Annotated in this window: 23 protein-coding genes and 1 pseudogene; 12 read left to right on the top strand and 12 right to left on the bottom strand. The window is 72.7% G+C overall.

The window, feature by feature from the left end:
- Window positions 1-11 precede the first annotated feature (11 nt).
- From OHB04_RS13965 to OHB04_RS41810, 3 genes are read right to left on the bottom strand one after another with little or no spacing between them, the layout of a single operon-like run.
- Window positions 12-1,061 carry an acyl-CoA dehydrogenase family protein gene (locus tag OHB04_RS13965; RefSeq protein WP_326807539.1) on the bottom strand — a complete coding sequence of 350 codons (1,050 nt, stop codon included), beginning with the start codon at window positions 1,059-1,061 and terminating at the stop codon, window positions 12-14.
- Between the two features lie 7 nt (window positions 1,062-1,068).
- Window positions 1,069-2,346: an acyl-CoA dehydrogenase family protein gene (locus OHB04_RS13970; protein ID WP_326807540.1), complete on the bottom strand. Its 1,278-nt coding sequence runs from the start codon at window positions 2,344-2,346 to the stop codon at window positions 1,069-1,071.
- 7 nt (window positions 2,347-2,353) lie between these two features.
- Complete coding sequence (locus OHB04_RS41810; protein ID WP_442814837.1) at window positions 2,354-2,752, bottom strand: hypothetical protein; 399 nt, start codon at window positions 2,750-2,752, stop codon at window positions 2,354-2,356.
- A gap of 195 nt (window positions 2,753-2,947) precedes the next feature.
- On the opposite strand from OHB04_RS41810, the gene OHB04_RS13980 reads away from it, so the two are divergent.
- From OHB04_RS13980 to OHB04_RS14005, 6 genes are all read left to right on the top strand, one after another.
- Window positions 2,948-3,742 (top strand): SDR family oxidoreductase, encoded by a 795-nt coding sequence (locus tag OHB04_RS13980; RefSeq protein ID WP_326807541.1) that lies wholly within the window; start codon window positions 2,948-2,950, stop codon window positions 3,740-3,742.
- 94 nt (window positions 3,743-3,836) lie between these two features.
- A complete protein-coding gene (locus OHB04_RS13985) occupies window positions 3,837-4,544 on the top strand; it encodes a TetR/AcrR family transcriptional regulator (RefSeq protein ID WP_326688011.1) in 708 nt (235 codons plus the stop codon).
- A 64-nt stretch (window positions 4,545-4,608) separates the two neighbouring features.
- Window positions 4,609-5,772 (top strand): acetyl-CoA C-acetyltransferase, encoded by a 1,164-nt coding sequence (locus tag OHB04_RS13990; RefSeq protein WP_326688012.1) that lies wholly within the window; start codon window positions 4,609-4,611, stop codon window positions 5,770-5,772.
- Window positions 5,773-5,876: 104 nt separating this feature from the next.
- On the top strand, window positions 5,877-7,103 hold the full coding sequence (locus OHB04_RS13995) for a DUF1266 domain-containing protein (RefSeq protein WP_326688013.1): 1,227 nt from the start codon (window positions 5,877-5,879) through the stop codon (window positions 7,101-7,103).
- Window positions 7,104-7,112: 9 nt separating this feature from the next.
- On the top strand, window positions 7,113-7,946 hold the full coding sequence (locus tag OHB04_RS14000) for a hypothetical protein (RefSeq protein WP_326807542.1): 834 nt from the start codon (window positions 7,113-7,115) through the stop codon (window positions 7,944-7,946).
- A 117-nt stretch (window positions 7,947-8,063) separates the two neighbouring features.
- Window positions 8,064-8,588 carry a DinB family protein gene (locus OHB04_RS14005; protein WP_326688015.1) on the top strand — a complete coding sequence of 175 codons (525 nt, stop codon included), beginning with the start codon at window positions 8,064-8,066 and terminating at the stop codon, window positions 8,586-8,588.
- 40 nt (window positions 8,589-8,628) lie between these two features.
- Here the strand turns inward: OHB04_RS14005 and OHB04_RS14010 are convergent, their stop codons facing one another.
- The gene (locus OHB04_RS14010; RefSeq protein ID WP_326807543.1) at window positions 8,629-9,543 is read right to left on the bottom strand and encodes an SDR family oxidoreductase; all 915 of its coding nucleotides are present in this window, start codon (window positions 9,541-9,543) and stop codon (window positions 8,629-8,631) included.
- Window positions 9,544-9,587: 44 nt separating this feature from the next.
- Window positions 9,588-10,400: an SDR family oxidoreductase gene (locus tag OHB04_RS14015; RefSeq protein WP_326807544.1), complete on the bottom strand. Its 813-nt coding sequence runs from the start codon at window positions 10,398-10,400 to the stop codon at window positions 9,588-9,590.
- A 176-nt stretch (window positions 10,401-10,576) separates the two neighbouring features.
- On the opposite strand from OHB04_RS14015, the gene OHB04_RS14020 reads away from it, so the two are divergent.
- The 4 genes from OHB04_RS14020 to OHB04_RS14035 are packed head-to-tail and all read left to right on the top strand — an operon-like array spanning window position 10,577 to window position 14,112.
- The gene (locus OHB04_RS14020) at window positions 10,577-11,329 is read left to right on the top strand and encodes an enoyl-CoA hydratase family protein (RefSeq protein WP_326807545.1); all 753 of its coding nucleotides are present in this window, start codon (window positions 10,577-10,579) and stop codon (window positions 11,327-11,329) included.
- A gap of 1 nt (window position 11,330) precedes the next feature.
- Window positions 11,331-12,260 carry a CoA transferase subunit A gene (locus tag OHB04_RS14025; RefSeq protein ID WP_326688019.1) on the top strand — a complete coding sequence of 310 codons (930 nt, stop codon included), beginning with the start codon at window positions 11,331-11,333 and terminating at the stop codon, window positions 12,258-12,260.
- Complete coding sequence (locus OHB04_RS14030; RefSeq protein WP_326807546.1) at window positions 12,257-13,033, top strand: CoA-transferase subunit beta; 777 nt, start codon at window positions 12,257-12,259, stop codon at window positions 13,031-13,033. Before OHB04_RS14025 ends, OHB04_RS14030 begins: the two co-directional genes overlap by 4 nt.
- Window positions 13,030-14,112, top strand: a complete 1,083-nt coding sequence (locus OHB04_RS14035; protein WP_326807547.1) for an NAD(P)H-dependent flavin oxidoreductase — start codon at window positions 13,030-13,032, stop codon at window positions 14,110-14,112. Before OHB04_RS14030 ends, OHB04_RS14035 begins: the two co-directional genes overlap by 4 nt.
- Before the next feature lie 110 nt (window positions 14,113-14,222).
- Here OHB04_RS14035 and OHB04_RS14040 read toward each other — a convergent pair whose 3' ends face one another.
- Window positions 14,223-14,810, bottom strand: coding sequence for an NADAR family protein (locus OHB04_RS14040; protein WP_442814838.1), 588 nt, complete (start codon window positions 14,808-14,810; stop codon window positions 14,223-14,225).
- 227 nt (window positions 14,811-15,037) lie between these two features.
- Here OHB04_RS14040 and OHB04_RS14045 point away from each other — a divergent pair, with 227 nt between their 5' ends.
- Entirely contained in the window at window positions 15,038-15,865 is an 828-nt protein-coding gene (locus OHB04_RS14045; RefSeq protein ID WP_326807548.1) for a class I SAM-dependent methyltransferase, read from the top strand.
- On the opposite strand, the gene OHB04_RS14050 is transcribed toward OHB04_RS14045, so the two are convergent.
- Window positions 15,856-16,263: a VOC family protein gene (locus tag OHB04_RS14050; protein ID WP_326807549.1), complete on the bottom strand. Its 408-nt coding sequence runs from the start codon at window positions 16,261-16,263 to the stop codon at window positions 15,856-15,858. The genes OHB04_RS14045 and OHB04_RS14050 overlap by 10 nt on opposite strands.
- A gap of 113 nt (window positions 16,264-16,376) precedes the next feature.
- Between OHB04_RS14050 and OHB04_RS14055 the strand changes: the two genes are divergently transcribed.
- Window positions 16,377-16,916, top strand: a complete 540-nt coding sequence (locus tag OHB04_RS14055; protein WP_326688024.1) for a DUF6624 domain-containing protein — start codon at window positions 16,377-16,379, stop codon at window positions 16,914-16,916.
- A 58-nt stretch (window positions 16,917-16,974) separates the two neighbouring features.
- Here the strand turns inward: OHB04_RS14055 and OHB04_RS14060 are convergent, their stop codons facing one another.
- The 5 genes and pseudogenes from OHB04_RS14060 to OHB04_RS14080 form a co-directional block, all read right to left on the bottom strand.
- Complete coding sequence (locus tag OHB04_RS14060; protein WP_326688025.1) at window positions 16,975-17,937, bottom strand: zinc-binding dehydrogenase; 963 nt, start codon at window positions 17,935-17,937, stop codon at window positions 16,975-16,977.
- Between the two features lie 71 nt (window positions 17,938-18,008).
- Window positions 18,009-18,594: pseudogene (locus OHB04_RS14065) on the bottom strand (Uma2 family endonuclease).
- A gap of 120 nt (window positions 18,595-18,714) precedes the next feature.
- Entirely contained in the window at window positions 18,715-19,626 is a 912-nt protein-coding gene (locus OHB04_RS14070) for a TIGR03620 family F420-dependent LLM class oxidoreductase (protein WP_326807550.1), read from the bottom strand.
- A 102-nt stretch (window positions 19,627-19,728) separates the two neighbouring features.
- Window positions 19,729-20,490 (bottom strand): amino acid ABC transporter ATP-binding protein, encoded by a 762-nt coding sequence (locus OHB04_RS14075; RefSeq protein WP_326692729.1) that lies wholly within the window; start codon window positions 20,488-20,490, stop codon window positions 19,729-19,731.
- Window positions 20,491-20,498: 8 nt separating this feature from the next.
- On the bottom strand, window positions 20,499-21,452 hold the full coding sequence (locus OHB04_RS14080) for an amino acid ABC transporter permease (RefSeq protein ID WP_405805518.1): 954 nt from the start codon (window positions 21,450-21,452) through the stop codon (window positions 20,499-20,501).
- Window positions 21,453-21,463: the final 11 nt, after the last annotated feature.

Raw genomic sequence — 21,463 nt, forward strand, 5'->3', positions numbered from 1 at the left:
GACGGGCGCGCTCAGCCTGTGGCGGCGAGCACCGCGGCCTCGCACTCCGAAGCCGTGCCCCAAGCCGACCGCAGAGCCCGGGCCTTCCGGATGAGGAGGGTGAGGTCGTACTCGCCCGTGTAGCCGAGGGCACCGTGGACCTGGAGGGCTACGCGGCTCGCCAGGTGGGCGGCACGGGTGCAGGCGAGTTTGGCGGCCGGGAGGTCGCGGGGGTCTGCTGCCGCGTCGCCGCGCACCGTCAAAGCGGCGCCGTACAGCAGCGGAGTGGCGAACTCCAGCGCGATGGCGACGTCCGCCAACTGGTGCTTCACCGCCTGGAAGGAGCCGACGGGACGGCCGAACTGGGTGCGCTGTCCGGCATAGCGCACGCTCCCTTCCAGCAACGCGCGCCCCGCGCCCAGCACCTGAGCTGCGGTGAGCAGCGTCGCGAGGGCGCGCAGACGCGCGGTGTCGGCGGGCACCGGCTGACGGCTTCGCGCGGGTGCCGCCTCGCATCGGACGAGGCGGCGGGTGGGGTCCAGGGAGGTGAAGACCTCCCCCGCCCGCGCGGGGAGGAGCGCGTCCCCGTCGAGGACGAACACGGCACCGGCCAGATGCGCGTCGACGGCGTAAGGACCCGCGGGGCCGGCGTAAGAGCCCGCGGAGCCGGCGTAAGAGCCCGCGGGGCCGGCGACGGTGGCCAGTGTTCCGCCGGAGAGCAGCCGCTCCAACAGCCCCCGTTCCCCCTCGGCCGGGCCGGACGTCCCGGCCGTCCCGGTCAGCCCGGCCGACAGCGCGCCTGCCAGGGCCACGCTCTCCACGAGCGGGCCCGGTGCGCCGGTGCGGCCGATCTCCACGAAGGCGGAGGCCAGTTCGGGCGGGTACCAGCCCATGCCGCCGTGTTCCTCTGCCATTGCCAGCGCGGTGAGCCCGGTGTCCGCGAGCGTGCGCCACAGCTCGCGCCCCGGCCCGTGCTCCCCGGCGGCCCAGGCGCGTGCCGCCTTCACCGGCTCGGCGTCGGCGAGCAGCCTGCGGACGGTGGCGGTGTACGTACGGTGATCCTCGTCGGGCACAAAGCGCATGGCGTCCTCAGCGTCCCCTCGGCAGGCCGAGCACGCGCTCGGCGACGATGTCGCGCTGGATCTCGTTGGTGCCCGCGTAGATGGGGCCCGCCTGGGCGAAGATCCAGCCGTCCAGCCAGGCGGACGCGGACGGCACCACCGAGTCGCCGTCCGCGACCTCGTCCGTGGCCTCCTTCGCGATCTTCTCCGCGATGTCTTCCGCGATGTCTTCCGCGACCTCGTCCGTGATCTCGTCGGCGCCGGGTCCGAGCAGGTCGAGTGCGGTCTCGTGCAGGTCGATGTCCAGCTCGGACCAGAAGACCTTGTTCATGGACGACACGAAGGGCGAGGCCCCCGCCCCTCCCCCCGTCCCCCCCTCCGTCCTCATCCCCGTCCCCACCGAAGCCGCCGCGTACCCCGCGAGCTGATAGGCACGGGCCCGTATCCACGCGTCGGCCACCCGTGCCCCGGTGGCCGTGTCACCGAGGGCGCCCCGCTCCCGCCACAGACGGGTCAGCCGGTCGGCGGCGGCCGTGAAGCGGCCCGGCGAACGCAGCGTCAGCCCCCGTTCGTTGCCCGCCGTGGACATCGCCGCGCGCCAGCCCTGCCCCGCCTCGCCGATCACATCGGCGTCCGGCACGAAGACGCGGTCCAGGAAGATCTCGGCGAACGCGGGCTTGCCGTCCAGCCGGCCGATGGGGCGGACCGTGACGCCTTCGGCGTCGAGCGGGAACATCAGATAGCTCAGCCCCCGGTGCCGCTCCAGCGCCGGGTCCGTGCGGAAGAGCCCGAACGCGCGGTCGGCGAAGGCGGCGCGCGAGGACCAGGTCTTCTGGCCGCTCACCAGCCAGCCCCCGCCCTCGCGGGTGGTCCGTTCGCCGTAGGAGCGCAGCGACGCCAGGTCGGAGCCCGCCTCGGGCTCCGACCACGCCTGCGCCCAGATCGTCTCGCCCGAGGCCATGGGCGGCAGGACGCGGGCCCGTTGCTCCTGGCTGCCGTGGGCGAAGAGGGTGGGGGCCAGGAGGCTGATGCCGTTCTGGCTGACGCGGCCGGGGGCGCCCGCGGCGTAGTACTCCTCCTCGAAGATGAGCCACTCGGTGAGGGTGGCGCCACGTCCGCCGTACTCCCGGGGCCAGGAGACCACCGACCAGCCGCCGTCGTGCAGTTCGCGCTCCCAGCACCGATGCGCGGCGAAGCCCTCGGCGGTCTCCAGGGAGGGCAGCCGTTCGGCGGGCACGTGGGCCGCCAGCCAGGCGCGGGCCTCGGCCCGGAAGGCGTCCTCGGCCGCGCTGAATTCCAGGTCCACGAGTCGATCAGCCCCTCTCGTCCGGAGCGCTCTCGCGTGCCTCCGGGTTCTCCCGCCCCGCCGCGCGCATGGAGCGGGCCTCCATCCCGCGGAGCGGATCGGCGGCGGTCTCGGCGTTGTGCGCGTGCGCGACGTGGTGGAGGCCGAAGGCCGGGTCGAGCCCGGCGTGCAGGCCCATCAGCCCTTCCGCCTGGCTGACGGCGCGCTTGGTGAGGGCGCCCTTGGTGAGGGCGCGCTTGGTGAGGGCGAGGCCGAAGCGGGGCGGTTGAGGGTGACGCGCGGGACGGGGCCCAGGCGCTCGTACGTCACCACGTTCCGGTTCCCGTCCGGCGAATCCGGGCTCTCGTCCCGCACGTCGGGGCCCTCGCCCCGGCATGGGCTCATCCGGCATGGGCTCATCCGGCATGGGCTCGCTTCTCCTCACCGGGGCTTCCCTAACAAGTGTTTGGTAGATTAGCTTGGCCCCGACAGCACGTCGAGAGGGCGGACGGCAGCGCGCACCGCCCCAGCGGGAGGTCGTCGCCATGAGGTCATCGCCATGAGGTCGTGGTCAGTCGTCGCCAGGTCGTCGTCGTGAGGTCGTCGTCGTGAGGTCGTCGTCGTGAGCAGTGCGCAGCCGCCCCGGTGCCCTCCCCCGCACGGGCTGCTGACCGGGCGGTCCGTCGTCGTGACGGCCGCCGCCGGCAGCGGGATCGGCGGGGCGACCGCCCGGCGGGCGCTGGAGGAGGGGGCCGAGGGCGTGGTCCTCGGGGACACCCACGAGCGGCGGCTCGCCGAGGCCGAGCGGTCCCTCGCGCAGGAGTTCGGGGCCGAACGGGTCGGCGCGGTGCGCTGCGACGTGACCGCCGAGGCGGACGTGAGCGCGCTGCTGGCCGCCTGCGCGGCACGGCACGGCCGCATCGACGTCCTCGTCAACAACGCGGGCCTCGGCGGCACCGCCGAGCTCACGGAGATGGCCGACGAGCAGTGGAGCCGCGTGCTCGACGTGACGCTGAACGGCACGTTCCGCTGCACCCGCGCGGGCCTGCGCGCCATGCGGGAGCAGCGGGGCGGCGGCGTCATCGTCAACAACGCCTCCGTCGTCGGATGGCGCGCCCAGCGCGGCCAGGCGCACTACGCGGCGGCCAAGGCGGGCGTCATGGCGCTGACCCGCTGCGCCGCGCTGGAGGCGGCGGACCACGGCGTACGGATCAACGCGGTCTCGCCGTCGCTGGCCATGCACCCGCACCTGGCGAAGGTCACCACTCCCGAGCTGCTGGCGGAGCTGACCTCCCGCGAGGCGTTCGGCCGCTACGCGGAGCCGTGGGAGGTGGCGAACGTGATCGTGTTCCTGGCCAGCGACTACTCCTCGTACATGACGGGAGAGACGGTCGCGGTCAGCAGCCAGCACCCCTGACCGGCCAGAACTCGGAGCGGTCACAGCCCATGAGCGGCCGGCGCCCGTGAACGGCGCGCGACACCACCTCCCGCGCCCGACGGAGAATGGAGGCATGGTGCCCCCGAAGACGAGCCGGTCCACCCCGCCCACCCCGAAGAAGGCCCCGGCGGGCACGGACCGCCGCGCCGAGCTGCTGGCGACCGCCGCCGAGGTGTTCGCGGAGCTGGGCTACAACGCGACGACCGTCCGTACGATCGCCGACCGTGCGGGCATGCTGGCGGGCAGTCTCTATTACCACTTCGACTCCAAGGAGTCGATGGCGGACGACGTCCTCAGCGCCTTCCTGGACGACCTGTGGGCGGGCTACCGCCGCGTCGAGGAGGCGGAACTGGCGCCCCGGCCCACCTTCGAGGGGCTGGTCGCCGAGTCGTTCGCGCAGATGGAGCGGCACCGTCCCGCGGTCGTCATCTACCAGAAAGAGGCCCGCCGCCTGGCCGCCCAGGAGCGCTTCGGCTATCTCACCGACTCCCAGCAGCGCTTCCAGAAGCTGTGGACGCGGACGCTGGAGCGGGGTGTGGCCGACGGCAGTTTCCGTGCGGACCTCGACATCCCCCTCGCCTACCGGTTCGTGCGCGACACCGTGTGGGTGGCGGCGGTGTGGTACCGCCCGGAGGGGCGCAAGAGCGCGGCGCAGATCGCCGAGCAGTACACCTCGATGGTGCTGGACGGGATCGCGACCCAACAGCCGCCCGCGCCACAGCCGCCCTCGCGGCAGCAGCCCTCAGCACACGTGGATCCCTCACCACCAAAGAAGACGTGACGTCACCGGGCCACCTGGCCGGCAAGCCACCTGGCCCACCCAGCCACCAGAAGGAGTGAGCGCCATGGCACGCGGCGAGGCGTACATAGTCGGAGCGGTCCGGTCTCCGGTGGGCAAGCGCGGCGGAGCGCTCGCGGGCGCGCACCCCGCCGACCTCGGCGCGCACGCGCTGCGCGCGCTGATGGAGCGCACGGAGGTGGACCCGGAAGCGGTCGAGGACGTGATCCTCGGCTGTGTGGACGCGGTCGGCCCGCAGGCCGGCGACATCGCGCGCACCGCGTGGCTGGCGGCCGGGCTCCCCGAGTCGGTGCCCGGCGTCACCGTCGACCGGCAGTGCGGCTCCTCGCAGCAGGCGGTGCACTTCGCGGCGCAGGCGGTGATGTCCGGCACGGCCGACCTGGTGGTCGCGGGCGGCGTGCAGAACATGTCGCAGATCCCCATCGCGTACGCCACCCGTCAGGCGGGCGAGGCGCTGGGCCTGACCGGGGGCCCGTACCAGGGCTCGTCCGGGTGGCGGGCCCGCTACGGTGACGCGCCGGTCGACCAGTTCCACGGCGCCGAGCTGATCGCCGAGCAGTGGGGCATCGGCCGCGAGGAGATGGAGCGCTGGGCGCTGCGCTCGCACGAGCGCGCCCTGCGGGCCACCGACGAGGGCCGCTTCGCACGCGAGATCGCGCCGTGGGGCGAGCAGGCCGTGGACGAGGGCCCTCGGCGCGCGACCGGCCTGGCGAAGATGGCCGCCCTCAACCCGCTGGTGGAGGGCGGCAGGCTGACGGCGGCGGTCTCCTCGCAGATCTCCGACGCGTCCTCGGCGCTGCTGCTGGCCTCCGAGGAGGCGGTCGCCGCCCACGGCCTGACCCCGCGCGCCCGCGTGCACCACCTGTCGGCGCGCGGCGAGGACCCGATCCGCATGCTGACGGCCCCCATCCCGGCGACCGCGTACGCGCTGAAGAAGGCGGGGATGACGCTGGAGGACATCGACCTGGTCGAGATCAACGAGGCGTTCGCTTCCGTCGTCCTGGCCTGGCTGGCCGACACCGGCTGCGACCCGGACAAGGTCAACGTCAACGGCGGCGCCATCGCCCTGGGCCACCCCCTGGGCGCCACCGGCGCCCGGCTGATGACGAGCCTCCTCCACGAACTCGAACGCACCGGAGGCCGCTACGGTCTCCAGACCATGTGTGAGGGCGGCGGCCAGGCGAACGTCACCATCGTCGAACGCCTCTGACCCCGGCTCCCCCACACCCCGCCGCGCCCTGTCGAACACTCGTGACACCCTCGTGGCGGCCCTGTCGCCGGCGGGCCGCGGGTCAGTCGTTAGGCTCCCCGCCCATGGGGATACCGACACAGGGGACGGCCGGGAACGCGGCGAGCTGGACGCCGCCGACCGACGTGGAGCGGGCACTGTTCGAGGCCAAGTCACGGGGCGACTGGGACGGCTACCTGCGAGTGCTGCTGGGCGCGGGAGCGTTCGCGTACGCGCGCCGGGAGAAGGTCAAGAAGCTCACCACCACCTGGCTGCCGTACCAGGCCGCCGACGGGCGCGAGTACTTCGCCGTCTACACGCGCGGCGAACTGCTGCCGCGCCGCCCCGATGTCGTCGCCTGTGACATCAGCCTGCCGCTCGCCCCCGAGGAGTGGTGGGGCGAGGAGCTGCGCGGGCTGCTGGTGAACCCGGGCACGCCCACCGAGGCGTTCTTCCCCGACGCACGGCGCAAGCGGCGGCACTGGAAGGCGCTCAAGAAGGACGTGCCCGACCGGGGCCACGACGACGACGCGCTGGTCACCCGGTACGACGGCCCGCTGCACGGCCCCCTCGCGCACGGCCTGGCCTGCGGCACGCACCTGGCGGTGCACAACCAGGTGGTGTGGAACGAGGTCGGCGACGTCTACAAGGACTTCCGCGAGGACACCGAGATCCTGCGCGACTCGTGGGGCACCACCGACCGCGTGGAGTGGACGGGTCAGCTGACGTATCTGCTGGAGGGCCGCAACAGCCCCGCGGAGCCGGAGTTCGCGCTGTGGGTGCGCGAGCAGCTGGTACGGCAGCAGCCGGGCGCGCACACCGACCCGCAGGTCTGGCAGCAGGTCGCGGCCGGCACGCTCCAGGAGCGCGGCGCCCCGCGGGAGACCGCGGAGGTGGTGGAGGGCCTCATCCGTCAGATCGTCCGCTACGAGTCCCGCTTCCGCGCAGACGGCCTCCTGCCGCCGGACGGCTATGTGACCTCGGCGCTCGGCTACGACTACGGCCGGGCGGTCAACTACGCGCGATGGGGCGTCGGCGCCCGCTTCGCCGAGCCCGCCGAGGCCGAACAGGCCATCGTCCGCGCCGGTGAGCTGTGCCAGGAGACCTACACCTCCTGGGAGGACTTCTCGGCGGGCTACATCCTCGGCCGCGCCCTCCGCTTCGACGAGGAGTCCTTCGGCCACATGTACTCCTCCGCCCTCTCCCCGCACCGCATTCTCACCACGGATCCGGGCAGCCCCTGGCGCCACCTTCCGTTCCAGGCCACCGGGCCCGGGGGGCCTGGCGGTCTCGGCGACGGTATGGCCGGTTAGGGGCGCGTCATGTGTCTTTCCATGGCCCCCGCCGAGTTCTCGGGGACCACGCTGTTCCTGGGCCGACGCCACCACCCCGAGCACGGACTCGTACATGTGCTCGGCTACCAGAACACCGCCGTCAACCTCGCCGACGGGCCCAACGCGATGCTGCTGCACCTGCCCGCGGCGCGGATGACGCGGCACAACTTCCTCTCCGTCGGCCGCGACTCCAACGTGCTGGACCGGATGGTGGACGCGGTACGGCCGCGTTCCGTGGCCTCGCCCGACCCGATCGCGTGGATGGGGTGGGGGGCGGCACCGGAGGTGGAGGTCTTCGAGCACGACATCTACACCGTGCTGCTGGCCGCCGACCCGACCGCGCTGCCCGCCGCGCTCTCCCAGGTGCCCGCGCACAAGCGCCCGGCGCTCGATCCGGAGCTGTTGCGGTTCTACGCCGAGCGCTATCCGGGCTGTGCCATGGCCGTGTGCTGCTTCGACAACGCGCAGGCGGGGCGGGCGAAACCGCTGCTGATGTGGTATCAGCCGTACGACGCCGACCTGTTGACGCTCCCCGCGCTGGACTGCCACACCGGGGCGCCGCCCGACCTGGAGGCGGAGGTTCCGGTCGACCACTGGCTGCTGTTCGGCACGGACGAGGCACCCGAGGGCTGGGGCGCGCCGGTGGACTATCCGTACGGCATGCGGCACAAGCTGCGCGCGTTCCTGCCGGACACCGTGCTCGGCACGCACGTCGAGGGATCGCTGCCCAACGGCGACTTCGCCCTCTCCCACCGGGCGCTGCTCGCCGGAGACCTGGACCGTATCGAGCGGGTGCGCGAAATCCCTTTGGCAGCGGGGTAGTCGACCCGCCACTCTGCTGGGATGACTTCTGCGGCACGGCCCACCGGATCAGAAGCACAGGCGACCGGGTCAAGAACGCGGCCCGCCAGCGCGGGAGCGCCCGCCAAGAGGGCCGACATGTTCCTGGCGCTGGAGGACGACCCTCGGGAGAACGGGCCGAGTCCGGGGAACGAGCGCGAGACCCTGAAGGAGTTCCTGCGCTGCCAGCGCCTCACGCTGGAGATCAAATGCTCGGGCCTGGACGCGGAACAGCTCGCCCGGCGCGCCGTCGAGCCGTCCACGATGTCGCTGCTGGGTCTCGTCCGGCATCTGGCCGAGGTGGAGCGCAGCTGGTTCCGGCGCACGATGGCGGGCCTGGACGCGCCCAGGCTCTACCGCGGCCTTGAGCGGCCCGACGGCGACTTCGACGGCGCGGTCGCCGACCCCGCGGTCGTCGAGGAGGCGTGGGCGACGTGGCGCGCCGAGGCCGCCTTCACCGACCGCTTCATCGCCGAGGCCCCCGGACTCGATGTCGTCGGCGCGGACAAGGACGACCCGGTCTCGCTGCGCGAGGTGGTGGTGCACCTCATCGAGGAGTACGCGCGCCACATGGGCCACGCCGACTTCCTCCGCGAGCTGATCGACGGCCGCCTCGGGCAGTGACCGGAGGGGCGGTCGGTGCGGTCGGGCGGCCCGCAGCCGCTCACCCGGCGCCGTACACCGGTTCGGGCTCGGGCGACTTGGCGAGCAGGTCGCGGACGGTGCCGTCCAGCTCCCCGGGCTCCCAGCGCGCGCCCTTGTCGGCCTGCGCCGCGCGCCGCCAGCCGTCCATGACGGTGACGCGGCCCGCCTCCGCTTCGAAGACGCGCCCGGTGACGCCCTCGGAGGCGTCCGAGCCGAGGTAGACGACCAGGGGCGAGACGTTCTCCGGTGCCATGGCGTCGAAGCCGCCGTCCTGGGGCGCGGCCATGTCCTCGGCGAAGGTCCGCTCGGTCATCCGGGTGCGCGCCGCCGGTGCGACGGCGTTGACCTGTACGCCGTAGCGGCCGAACTCGGCGGCCGAGACGAGGGTCAGCGCGGCGATGCCCGCCTTGGCCGCCGCGTAGTTGCCCTGCCCGACGGCGCCCAGCAGGCCCGCGCCCGAGGAGGTGTTGACGACGCGCGCCCGGGGCACGCGGCCCGCCTTGGCCTCGGCACGCCAGTGTGCCGCCGCATGCTTCATGGGCAGGAAGTGGCCCTTGAGATGGACCCGGATGACGGCGTCCCAGTCGTCCTCGCCGAGATTGACGAGCATCCGGTCGCGCAGAAAGCCCGCGTTGTTGACGAGGGTGTCCAGCCGGCCGAAGCGGTCGAGCGCGGTGCGCACGAGGCGGGCGGCGCCGTCGGCTTCGGCGATGTCGTCGGTGGAGACGGCGGCCTCACCTCCCAGCAGCCGTATCTCGTCCGCCACCTGGGCTGCCGGGGTTTCGCCGCCCGCCTCGCCGTCCAGGGCGACGCCCAGGTCGTTGACGAGGACGCGCGCGCCCGCGCGGGCGAACGCGAGGGCGTGCGCCCGCCCCAGGCCCCGCCCCGCACCCGTGACGATGACTACGCGGTCTCGGGCGAGTCCTTGGTTCATCGCTGGCTCCTCGTTGTCGGGGGTCGCAGTGCTCCGGGCCGGGGTCACGCTCTCGCCTCGCCTTCGCTCTGGACCTCGCTGTCTCGTTCGCTCTCGCCTTCGCTCTCTCGTGCCGTCGTCTCGTGCAGGGCAAGCCGTTCGCCGCCGCCGTGGACCGCGAGGGAGGCGCCCGTGATGTAGCGGGCGCGCGGCGAGGCGAGGAAGACGCACGCCTCGCCCACCTCCTCCGGCTCGGCCAGCCGCCCCAGGGGGACGGTGCGGTCAAGGGCGGGGCCCAAGCCCTCCCCGCCTCCGAAGTGGTCCCGCAACCGCTCCGTCCCGACCATCCCGAGCACCAGGGTGTTGACCCGGATCCCGTCCCCCGCCCACTCCGCCGCCATCGAACCCGCGAGCGACGCGAGCCCCGCCTTGGCCGCGCCGTACGCCGCCGTACCCGGCGAGGGGCGGGTGCCGCTCATGCTGCCGATCATCAGGATCACGCCGCCGCCCGGCTGTTGCCGCATGACGGGATGGACGGCGCGGGAGAGGTGCAGCGGCGCGAGGAGGTTCAGCTCGATGACCCGCGCGTGCCGGTGCGGCTCCCCTTCGGCCAGCGGGCGGTACGGCGTGCCGCCCGCGTTGTTGACCAGGACGTCGAGGCCGCCGTGGTCGCGCGCGACGCGGTGGACGAACTCCTCGGCGGCGGCCGGGTCGCGGACGTCGAGCGGCAGATAGCGGGCCTCCCGCCCCGCCGCCGCGAGGGGGCGCTCCGGCGCGTTGCGTCCGCACACGACGACCTCGGCCCCGTCCCGCAGGAACGCCCGTGCGACCCCCGCGCCGACGCCCCGGGTCCCGCCGGTGACGACCACCACGCTCATCGCTCTCCCCTTTTTTCGGTCACCGGCTTGACCGGTGACGCTGCTCCCTGCCGTAGCCGCCGCCCGCTGCCCACCACCCGCTGCCGCCCGCCGTCCACTGCCCTCTTCCACGAGGTGCGGCACGCTGCTAGCTTCTCACCAAACAAACGTTAGGTGGAAAGGTAGCTGATCCCGCCATGACTGTCTCCACCTCCACCCCACGCGACGGCGTCGCCGTGGTGACCGTCGACTTCCCACCGGTCAACGCCCTCCCGGTGCGCGGCTGGTACGACCTGGCGGCAGCCCTCACGGCGGCGGGCCGCGACCCAGGCACCCGTGTGGTCGTCCTCACCGGCGCGGGCAGGGGCTTCAACGCGGGCGTCGACATCAAGGAGATGCGGCGCACCGAGGGCCACGAGGCACTCATCGGTGCCAACCGCGGCTGCTTCGCGGCGTTCGCCGCCGTCTACGAGTGCGAGGTCCCGGTGATCGCCGCCGTGCACGGCCACTGCCTCGGCGGCGGCATCGGCCTCATCGGCAACGCCGACGCGCTGGTGGCCACCGAGGACGCCACGTTCGGCCTGCCCGAGCTGGACCGGGGCGCGCTCGGAGCCGCCACCCACCTCGCGCGGCTGCTGCCCGCCCATCTGATGCGTCCGCTCTACTACACCGGCCGCACCCTCACCGCGCGCGAACTGCACCGGCACGGCGCGGTCTGGGAGATCGCCCCGGACCGGGCCGCGCTGCGGGAGTGCGCCCTGGAGCTGGCGGGGCAGATCGCGGCGAAGGACGGCTATCTGCTGCGGCTGGCCAAGGAGGCGATCAACGGGATCGACCCGGTCGATGTGCGCCGCAGCTACCGCTTCGAGCAGGGCTTCACCTTCGAGGCGAACCTCTCCGGCGTCGCGGCCCGGCACCGCGCCGCCTTCGCCGGCGGGGAGGGGAAGTGAGATGGACACGACGCCGAAACCGCCGAAACCGCTGACACTCGATCAGTTCGCGGCCCGAATCGAGTCCGGGTCGACCCTCGGAATCGGCGGCTGGGGCGCGCGACGCAAGCCGATGGCGCTGGTCAGAGCGCTGCTGCGGACGGACGTCACGGATCTGACGGTGATCTCCTGCGGCGGCCCCGACGTCGGATTGCTGGCGGCGGCCGGACGGATCCGCAAGCTCGTCGCGCCCTTCGTGACGCTCGATTCGGTCCCGCTGGAGCCGCACTTCCGCACCGCACGCCAGTCCGGGGCCTTCGCGTTCGAGGAGTGGGACGAGTCGATGTTCCTGTGGGGGCTGACGGCCGCCGCGCACCGGCTGCCGTTCATGCCCGTACGCGGCGGCCTCGGCTCCGACGTACCGCGCCACAACCCCCGGCTGCGCACGGTCACCTCGCCCTACGAGGACGGCGAGACGCTGATGGCGGCGCCCGCGCTGCGGATGGATGCGGCCCTGGTCCACATGAACCGCGCCGACCGTCGCGGCAACGGGCAGTCGCTGGGGCCCGACCCCTTCTTCGACGACCTGTTCACCGAAGCGGCGGACCGCGCGTACGTGTCCTGCGAGCGGCTCGTGGACCGCTTCGAGGGGCCGCCACAGACCCTGCTGGTGCAGCGGCAGAACGTCACCGGCGTCCTGCACACCCCGCACGGCGCGCACTTCACCGCCTGCGCCCCCGACTACGGCCGCGACGAGGCGTTCCAGCGCGCCTACGTCCGGGCCGCGGCGGATCCCGCGGCCTGGCGGGAGTTCGAGGCCCGCTTCCTGGCCGGGGACGAGGCGGCCTACCAGCGGGCCGTCGACGACTTCGCAACGGACCTCCATGGCGCCCCCGCGGCCGGTCTCCGTGACACCCCCGCAGACCGCCCCGGACGAGAGGAGTCCGCGTGACGAGCACGCGCACGAGCCCCGACACCCTCGCCCACGCCCCCACCCGCGCCGAGATCTGCGTCGTCGCCTGCGCCGAGGCCTGGCGCGGCGACGGGGAGGTGCTGGCGGCGACAGCGGGCACCGTTCCGGCGCTCGGGGCGCGGCTGGCGCGGCTGACGTTCAGCCCCGACCTGCTCCTGACGGACGGTGAGGCCCTGCTGCTGGCCACGCCCGAGGACCCGGAGAGCGTCGAGGGCTGGCTGCCGTACCGCAAGCACCTGTCGCTGGCGGCGCGCGGCAAGCGGCACATGATGATGGGTGCCAGTCAGCTGGACCGTTACGGCAACCAGAACATCTCCTGCATCGGCGACTGGGCACGCCCCGAGCGCCAGCTCCTCGGCTCGCGCGGCGCGCCCTCCAACACCGTCAACCACCCCGTCTCGTACTGGGTGCCCAGGCACTCCACCCGGGTCTTCGTCGAACGCGTGGACGTGGTCAGCGGCGTCGGCCACGACCGCGCCGTCGAGGCGGGCCCGGCCGCCACGCGCTTCCACGGGCTGCGGCGCGTGGTGACCGACCTGGCCGTGTTCGACTTCGCCGCGCCGCGGCACCGGATGCGGCTGGCGAGCGTGCATCCGGGCGTGACGGTGGAGCAGGTGCGCGAGCGCACCGGATTCCCGCTGGAAACCACCGGCGAGGTCCCCCTCACCCGCGAGCCCACCCCCGCCGAACTGCGGCTGATCCGCGAGGTGCTGGACCCGCACGGCGCCCGGGACCGCGAGGTCAGGGCGTGAGCGCGCCGCTGGACCCCGCCCCGCTCAGCACGCCGCTCACCCGGCTGGTGGGCGTACGCCATCCGCTGGTGCAGACCGGCATGGGCTGGGTGGCGGGCCCCCGCCTGGTCTCCGCGACGGCCCGGGCCGGGGCGCTGGGCATCCTGGCCTCGGCGACGATGACGCTGCCGCAACTGCGCGAGGCCGTACGGGAGGTCAAGTCCCGCACCGAGGCGCCCTTCGGCGTCAACCTGCGCGCCGACGCGGGTGACGCGGGCGAGCGCGTGCGGCTGCTGATCGAGGAGGGCGTGCGCGTGGCCTCGTTCGCGCTGGCCCCCTCCCAGGAGCTGATCGGCCGCCTCAAGGACGCGGGGACCGTCGTCATCCCCTCGGTCGGCGCGGTGCGGCACGCCGAGAAGGTCGCCGCGTGGGGCGCCGACGCCGTACTGGTACAGGGCGGCGAGGGCGGCGGCCACACCGGACAGGTCGCCACCTCGGTGCTGCTGCCGCAGGTCGTGGACGCGGTCGGGGTGCCCGTCATCGGCGCCGGCGGCTTCTACGACGGCCGGGGCCTGGCCGCCGCGCTGTGCTATGGCGCGGCCGGCGCGGCGATGGGCACCCGCTTCCTGCTCACCAAGGAGTCGACCGTCCCGGACGCGGTGAAGGAGCGCTATCTGGCGGCGCGGGTCACCGATGTCACCGTCACCACGAAGGTGGACGGACTGCCGCACCGGATGCTGCGCAGCGACATGGTCGCGGCCCTGGAGTCCTCGGGCCGGATTGCCTCGCTGCTGCGGGCCGTGCGGCACGCGGCGGCCTTCAAGAAGCACTCGGGTCTGTCCTGGACGGCCATGCTCCGCGACGGCCGCGCCCTGCGCCACGGCAAGGGCCTGACCCTCAGCCAGACTCTGCTGGCCGCCAACACTCCCATGCTGCTGCGAGCGGCGATGGTCGAGGGCAGCACGGACGCGGGCGTCATGGCCTCGGGCCAGGTGGCGGGCCTCATCGCAGACCTGCCGACCGTCGCCGAGCTGGTGGCGGCGACGGTCGGCCAGGCCACCGCGCGCCTGACGGAGCTGGCCGCACGGGCCGGCCCCTGAGCGCGAAGCCGAGGCCACCGCGAGGCGAGGTCACCGCCGACCGAGGCCACCGCGAGGCGAGGTCACCGCCGACCGAGGCCACCGCGAGGCGAGGTCAGCAGGAGGCGAGGTCACCGCGCCGGCGTCGCGCGGGTCTCCATGAGCGCGAAGCCGAGGAGGTTGAGGCCGCGCCAGCGGTCGGGGTTCGCGGCGCGCGGATCGTCGGCCGCCAGACCGATCCCCCAGACGCGGTCCAGCGGGCTGGCCTCCACCAGCACCCGTCCCGCTGTACCCAGCAGGAACTCCCCCAGCGCCGGGTCCTGCCCGAACTTGGCCATGGACGCCTGTACGACGATGCCGTACCGCTCGCGCTCCCACACCCGCTCGTCGAAGCCGCGCACCTGACGGCCCAGCGCCTTGGCCGCACCCGGATGCGGAGCCGCGAGCACGCGCTCCTCGGTCTCCGCGTCGCCGAACAGCCGGGCCTTCGCGGCCATCATGAAGTGCTCCGCGCTGCTGTATCCGACGCCGTCCGCCGTGAACCGCGCCGGCCACCACTGGCTCAGACACCCGGGACCGAGCCCGCCGCGGCCGGGCGGGTGGTGCCCCCAGAAGAAGAGGTACTTGGCCCGCGGCCCGCTCCGTACGCTGCGGCGCAGCTCCGTCACGTCCCGCGCCGCCGTGGCCCCCGTCCCGCCCACACCGTTCACCTTCCTCACCTCGCTCACCTCCGGACCTCCGGACCTCCGGCCCGCACCCTGGCAGAGCCGGCCCTCCGCCACCAGGCAATTTCGCGGGAAGCCGGACGAGACGCCGAGCGGCCCTCACCCGGGTCGCCCGGCGCGTCGAACTGACGGCGCGTCAGCACATGCGCTCAGACTGGTACCGGGAATCCCGTCCTACAAGCATCCCGGGGCCCGCCACCCCGCCACCCGACGGAGCGCGCATGGCCAGCAGGAAGAACCTCTCCATCGACCGGACCGCTCTCGCCCACAAGGCCCGCTACGCCGTGGCACACCCGCAGCGGATCCCGGCGCACGTCCGGCGCGCGGTCCGGGACCGCTGGCTGGCCCTCAAGCACCGCGACCACGTCGGCTACTACCGCGCCGTGATGGCCTCCGACACCCGGCGCGACCCGGAGGCCGCGGTCGGCAGCGCCACCCACAAGGGCTGGCTGAAGCTGGGCGAGCTGCAATTCGCGTACCTGTGCGAGCACGGCCTCACGCCGCACTCACGCCTGCTCGACATCGGCTGCGGCAACCTGCGCGCGGGCTGGCGCCTGATCGACTACCTGGAGCCGGGCCACTACTACGGCATCGACATCTCGCCCGACGTGCTGATCGCCGCCAAGCGCACCCTGACGACCCACAGCCTCCAGGACAGGCTTCCGCATCTGACCCTCGTCCAGGACCTGACCCTGGACTTCCTGCCCGAGGGGCACTTCGACGTCGTCCACGCGCACAGCGTCTTCTCACACTCCCCGATCGAGATCATCGACGAGTGCCTGGCCCATGTGGGCAGGGTGCTGGCACCCGGCGGCTTCTTCGACTTCACGTTCGACCGCACCGTAGGCCCCGAACACCAGGTGCTGCGCGAGGACTTCTACTACCGCACCGAGACCCTGACGGGCCTCGCCGCACGGCACGGGCTGCGGGCCCGCTTCATGGAGGACTGGGAGCGGCTCGGCCACGGCCAGTCCAAGATCCGTGTGACGGCGGAACCGGCGACCCCCTCCCCCGCACCGGAGCGGGACCGGACCGCCGCTCAGCCGTGAGCGGTGCCGGTGCCCTGAGCCGTTTCGTTGCCGTGAGCGGTGTCGATGACGCAGAAGACGTTGCCCTCGGTATCCGCCAGGACGACGAAATCCGCGTCCTCCGGATAGAGGTCCCACTCGACGCGGCGCGCCCCGAGGGCGACCAGCCGCTCGACCTCGGCCGCCTGGCCGGCGGCGTCCCCCGCGTACAGGTCCAGGTGTATGCGCGGATGCTCCTGGGGCGGCGTCCCGCTCAGACCCAGTGCGAGCTGGACCCCGGACGCCCCGCCCTCGGGCACCAGCACCACCCAGTCGTCCGCCATCTCCTCGCGGGGGACAAGCCCCAGGGCAGCCGTCCAGAACGCCGCCGCACGCGGCACGTCCGAGGCGCCCATCACCACTGATCCGACTCTCAGCATGCGCCCACCCAAGCAGGCCCCACTGACAGCCGCTCCTCTCCTCCACCGCACCGGCCCGTCCTCCGGCGGCCGACCGGGACGCCCACCGGCGCGGAGTTCTTAGGATGAACGGCATGACCGCAGAACAGGACGGCGACAACGCCGCGTTCATCCACGAACTCCGCACCATGAAGGCCGAGGACGAGGCGACCTCGCGCAAGGCAAACAGCGAGAGCCTCACCGAACAGCTCGCCTGGCGGCGGCTGACGGCGCGCAACGGCGACCGGCTGCGCACACTGCTGGAGGAGCGCGGCCGGTGGCCGGCGATCGAGGAGGTCGGCGAGGAGGCGGCGACCGCGGCATGGCTGGTGGCCCAGCACGCCGACCGGCAGCTCGATGTGCAGCGGCTGGCGGTCAAGCTGCTGGAGCGCGCGGTCAAGGACGGGACGGCGGGTCCCGACGGCCGCCGCCACCTCGCCTTCCTCCGCGACCGGCTCCACGTCAACACCGGCCTGCCGCAGCGCTACGGCACCCAGATCCAGGGCGTCACCAGCGACGGCAACCCGATCCCGTGGCCGATGGAGGACGAGGAGAAGGTCGACCTCTACCGTGCCAGGGCGGGCATCCCGACCTTCGCGTCCTACACGTCCCAGCACGCCCCCGACCCCGAGTAGCTCCGCGACGGCCCCCTCCCCGGGGGCCTCAGCAGCGGCCTCAAAATCTGCGGCAGCCTCAGAGCGTCAGGACGACCTTGCCGAACAGGTCGCCCTCCGCCATCTTCGCGAAGCCCTCGCGGGCCCGGTCCAGCGGCAGCGTCGAGTCGATGACCGGCCGCACGTTCTTGGCGGCGCAGAAGCTCAGCAGCGAGGCCAGCTCCTCCTTCGTCCCCATGGTGGAGCCGACGACCTTCAGCTCCAGGAAGAAGATGCGGTTCAGCTCGGCGGCCGGCGGGTTGGGGCCGCTGGTGGCGCCGGAGATGACCAGGGTGCCGCCGGGACGCAGCGACTTGACCGAGTGCGACCAGGTGGCGGCGCCCACCGTCTCCAGCACCGCGTCCGCCCTGCGCGGCAGCCGCGCCCCGGGCTCCAGCGCCGCCTCGGCACCCAGGGCGAGGGCCCGCTCACGCTTGGCCTCCTCGCGGCTGGTCGCGATCACCCGCAGACCAGCCGCCGCGCCCAGCACGATCGCCGCGGTGGCCACGCCGCCGCCCGCGCCCTGCACCAGCACGGTGTCGCCGGGGCTCACCCCGGCGTTGGTGAAGAGCATCCGGTACGCCGTGAGCCACGCGGTCGGCAGGCAGGCGGCTTCCTCGAAGGACAGCTCCTTCGGCTTGGGCAGCACGTTCCACTGCGGGACGGCGACCCGCTCGGCGAAGGAGCCCTGGTAGCGCTCGGTGAGGATCGAGCGGGGCTCGCGGGGCCCGACCCCGTGCCCGGTCTGGCCGATGACGGAGTGCACGACGACCTCGTTCCCGTCCTCGTCCACTCCCGCGGCGTCACAGCCGAGGATCATCGGCAGCGACTCCTCGCTGAGGCCGACCCCGCGCAGCGACCACAGGTCGTGATGGTTGAGCGACGCCGCCTTCACCGTCACGGCCGTCCACCCGGGCGGAACCCTGGGCTCGGGACGGTCGCCCAGCTCCAGTCCGTCGAGCGGCTTTTCCTTGTCGATACGCGCGGCGTAGGCAGCAAACATGACCCCGACGCTACGCCGCCCCGCCGCCGTCCCGACAGACCTCCCCACCAGGAGCGATCCACCTCACGCGCTCAGCGCACGTACCTCTTGAACTCCTCGGTCCCCAACGTGATCCCGACCGGGTCGGGCAGGGCCACCTCTTCGCCGAAGGCGACCGTGTGCGGATCGCGGTACCGGCCGCGATCCGGACCGCTGTGCACGGTGACGGTGCACTCGTCCCGGTCGACCAGCAGACAGACCGGGATGCCGACCGCCGCATAGGCAGCCGGCTTCTCCCGACGGTCGCGACTGTCGGTGTCCTGGTCGTACGAGGTGACCTCCACCGTCATCAGCACGCCTTCGGCCTCCGGCCACTCCCCATGCGCTGCGAAGTGTCCGTCAGGCGCCAGTACTCCGTCGGCCCGCGCACGCCCCTTGCGGTACGCCTCCACGATCAGGCCGCGCGCCGCGTACAACCACAGATCCGGGAGCTGCCGCACGCACCGCGTCAGCAGCCACCTCATGATCTCGGCATGATCTCCGTCCGGCGCCTTCTTGACCCCCAACCGTCCGCTGAGGAACTCCAGCGTGACGGTCTCCGGGGGAGGCAGAGGCGATGGTCTCGAACTCCTCCACCAGCATCTGCGATTCCTGCGTCTCCGCGTTCCGCTCGGCCATAACCGTCCTGGTGCGCCTCCCTGCCTGTCCGGGACAGTCTCGGCAGCGCGTACGGCTCGTCGCACGGATTCGCGCCCCTGATCGCCCATACGGGTGACCAGGGGCGCGCGGGGACGCGGTTCAGGCGTTCACCGGCAGGGTCTCGGCCAGAATGCGCCACTCCGGGAGCGGAAGGTCCTTGCCGGTGTTCGCGGTGACCACCTGGAGGGCGACGTGGTCGGCGCCGGCGGAAAGGAACTCGTCCACGCGGGCGCGGATCTGTTCGGGGGTGCCGATGGCGTACACCGCGTCGATCAGCCGGTCGCTGCCGCCGCCCTCGAAGTCGGCCTCGGTGAAGCCGAGCCGGAGCCAGCTGTTGCGGTAGTTGGCGAAGCCGAGGTACCTGCCCAGGTAGTCGCGAGCGGTGTCACGCGCCGCGTCCCGGTCGCCGCCCGCCGGTACGAGGACCGCCTTCAGCTCGGGCGCGAGCAGCGGGTCGGCGCCGAGGATGTCGCGGGCCTCCGCGGTGTGCTGGGGCGTGATGAGGTAGGGCAGCGCGCCCAGCGAGCGCTCCCTGGCCAGCTCCAGCATCCTGGGCCCGAGCGCGGCCAGCGCACGGCCGGCGGCGGGGACGGGGCGCGGCGCGTTGTCCAGTACGTCGAGGTAGCCGCGCATGGCCGAGTAGGGGCGGTCGGCGAGCGGGTGGCCGGTGCGGTAGTCGTTGCCGGTCGGCTTCTCCTCGTGACTGACGCCCAGGCCGAGGATGAAGCGGCCCTTGTACTCATCGGTCAACTGGGCGTGCCGGGCGGCCATTTCGGGCGCCGCGTGATCCCAGATGCTGAGGATGCTGGTGCCCACGGCGGCCCGGGAGGTCACGGACAGCAGGTGCTGGGCCGCGTCGGGCGAGGGGCTGCCGCCGATCCAGAGCGCGCCGTAGCCCAGCTCGTCCAGTTCGGCGGCGGCCTCGTCGACCTGGGGCTGACGCGCCGGGTCGAAGGCTTGCAGTGCCGCGGCCCAGATGCCGACCCGGCCAAGGAGTGCGTTGTATGCCATGACGGCCACAGCACCACATCGGCGCTCCCTATTCCAGCACCCCGCAGCACCCCGGCACGCAGGGCCCCGGTTGCCGCACCGGGCCCACGTGCCGGCCGCGGGCTACAGCACCTTCGAGAGGAAGGACTTGGTGCGCTCGTGCCGTGGATTGCCGAGCACCTCGCGCGGGCTGCCCGCCTCGACGACGACGCCCTCGTCCATGAAGACCAGCGAGTCGCCGACCTCGCGCGCGAAGCCCATCTCGTGGGTGACGACGATCATCGTCATGCCCTCGCGCGCCAGGTCCCGCATCACATCCAGGACCTCGCCCACCAGTTCGGGGTCGAGCGCGGAGGTGGGCTCGTCGAAGAGCATCAGCTTGGGGTCCATCGCCAGTGCCCGCGCGATGGCGACGCGCTGCTGCTGGCCGCCGGACAGCTGCGCCGGATAGCTGTCGACCTTGTCGCCGAGCCCGACCCGCTCCAGCAGCTCCAGCGCGCGCCCGCGCGCCTCGGACTTGCCCCGGCGCTTGACCTGGAGGGGCGCCTCCATCACGTTCTCCACCGCGGTCATGTGCGGGAAGAGGTTGAAGCGCTGGAAGACCATGCCGATGTCGCGGCGCTGGGCGGCCACCTCGCGGTCGCGCAGCTCGTAGAGCTTGCCGGCCTTCTCGCGGTAGCCGACCAGCGTGCCGTCCACGTACAGCCGCCCGGCGTTGATCTTCTCCAGGTGGTTGATGCAGCGCAGGAAGGTCGACTTGCCGGAGCCGGAGGGGCCGACGACGCAGAAGACCTCGCCGGTGCGCACCTCCAGGTCGATGCCCTTGAGCACCTGTACGTGCCCGAACGACTTGTGGACGGCCTCGGCCTTGACCATCGTGTTCATGCTCTCGGTCATCCCGCCTGGGCCCCCGATCCGGTGCCGCGTCCGAAGGTGAAGATGTTCTGCCGTGCCTTCTGCCACGGTGTGGCCGGAAGCTGGCGGCTGGTGCCGCGCGCGTAGCGCCGCTCAAGGTAGTACTGGCCGATGCTGAAGACCGTGGTGATCGCCAGATACCAGATGGTGGCCACGAGCAGCAGCTCGACCACGGCGCTGGAGTTGTTGCCGATGTTCTGCGCCTTGCGCAGCACCTCTTCGTACATCACCACGGAACACAGCGAGGAGGTCTTCAGCAGGTTGATGAACTCGTTGCCGGTCGGCGGCACGATGACCCGCATGGCCTGCGGCAGGACGATACGGCGCATGTTCTGCGCCTGCGTCATGCCGAGCGCCTGGGACGCCTCGGTCTGGCCCTCGTCGACGGACTGGATGCCGGCGCGGCAGATCTCCGCCATGTAGGCGGCCTCGTTCAGGCCGAGGCCGAGGAGCGCCGCCATGAACGGGGTCATGACGTCGGTCATCTCGTCCTTGTAGATCGGCCCGAGATTGAGGATCGGGAAGATCAGGGCGAGGTTGAACCACAGCAGCAGCTGTACGTAGACCGGTGTGCCGCGGAAGAACCAGATGTAGCCCCAGGCGACCGTGGAGGTCACCGGGTTCTTCGACATGCGCATCACCGAAAGGATGATGCCGAGCACCAGGCCCATGAGCATGGACAGCACGCTGACCACGATCGTGTTCCGGACGCCCACGAGGATCTCGTCGTCGAAGAAGAAGTCGCCGACGGCCTTCCAGCGCAGATCGGCGCCGGCCACGGCGTTCACGAACAGCCCGAGCAGGGCGAGGACGATCACTGCGGCGACGTAGCGGCCATAGTGCCGCACGGGTATGGCCTTGATGGCCTCGGGTGCGCCGGACGACGGGCGGGGCGCGTCGTCGGCGGGCACCTTGTCGGTGGGTGTTTTCACGGGGCTTGCCT

It is taken from the genome of Streptomyces sp. NBC_01775, from assembly GCF_035917675.1.
GTDB lineage: Bacteria > Actinomycetota > Actinomycetes > Streptomycetales > Streptomycetaceae > Streptomyces.

Coding starts and splice junctions, on each gene's coding strand:
- OHB04_RS14000 (WP_326807542.1), top strand. CDS start 7,113: ATGTGTCTTTCCATGGCCCCCGCCGAGTTCTCGGGGACCACGCTGTTC.
- OHB04_RS13985 (WP_326688011.1), top strand. CDS start 3,837: ATGGTGCCCCCGAAGACGAGCCGGTCCACCCCGCCCACCCCGAAGAAG.
- OHB04_RS14060 (WP_326688025.1), bottom strand. CDS start 17,937: ATGTTTGCTGCCTACGCCGCGCGTATCGACAAGGAAAAGCCGCTCGAC.
- OHB04_RS14025 (WP_326688019.1), top strand. CDS start 11,331: ATGGACACGACGCCGAAACCGCCGAAACCGCTGACACTCGATCAGTTC.
- OHB04_RS14050 (WP_326807549.1), bottom strand. CDS start 16,263: ATGCTGAGAGTCGGATCAGTGGTGATGGGCGCCTCGGACGTGCCGCGT.
- OHB04_RS14070 (WP_326807550.1), bottom strand. CDS start 19,626: ATGGCATACAACGCACTCCTTGGCCGGGTCGGCATCTGGGCCGCGGCA.
- OHB04_RS13995 (WP_326688013.1), top strand. CDS start 5,877: ATGGGGATACCGACACAGGGGACGGCCGGGAACGCGGCGAGCTGGACG.
- OHB04_RS13965 (WP_326807539.1), bottom strand. CDS start 1,061: ATGCGCTTTGTGCCCGACGAGGATCACCGTACGTACACCGCCACCGTC.
- OHB04_RS14010 (WP_326807543.1), bottom strand. CDS start 9,543: ATGAACCAAGGACTCGCCCGAGACCGCGTAGTCATCGTCACGGGTGCG.
- OHB04_RS14015 (WP_326807544.1), bottom strand. CDS start 10,400: ATGAGCGTGGTGGTCGTCACCGGCGGGACCCGGGGCGTCGGCGCGGGG.
- OHB04_RS13990 (WP_326688012.1), top strand. CDS start 4,609: ATGGCACGCGGCGAGGCGTACATAGTCGGAGCGGTCCGGTCTCCGGTG.
- OHB04_RS41810 (WP_442814837.1), bottom strand. CDS start 2,752: ATGCCGGATGAGCCCATGCCGGATGAGCCCATGCCGGGGCGAGGGCCC.
- OHB04_RS14045 (WP_326807548.1), top strand. CDS start 15,038: ATGGCCAGCAGGAAGAACCTCTCCATCGACCGGACCGCTCTCGCCCAC.
- OHB04_RS14075 (WP_326692729.1), bottom strand. CDS start 20,490: ATGAACACGATGGTCAAGGCCGAGGCCGTCCACAAGTCGTTCGGGCAC.
- OHB04_RS14055 (WP_326688024.1), top strand. CDS start 16,377: ATGACCGCAGAACAGGACGGCGACAACGCCGCGTTCATCCACGAACTC.
- OHB04_RS14005 (WP_326688015.1), top strand. CDS start 8,064: ATGTTCCTGGCGCTGGAGGACGACCCTCGGGAGAACGGGCCGAGTCCG.
- OHB04_RS14020 (WP_326807545.1), top strand. CDS start 10,577: ATGACTGTCTCCACCTCCACCCCACGCGACGGCGTCGCCGTGGTGACC.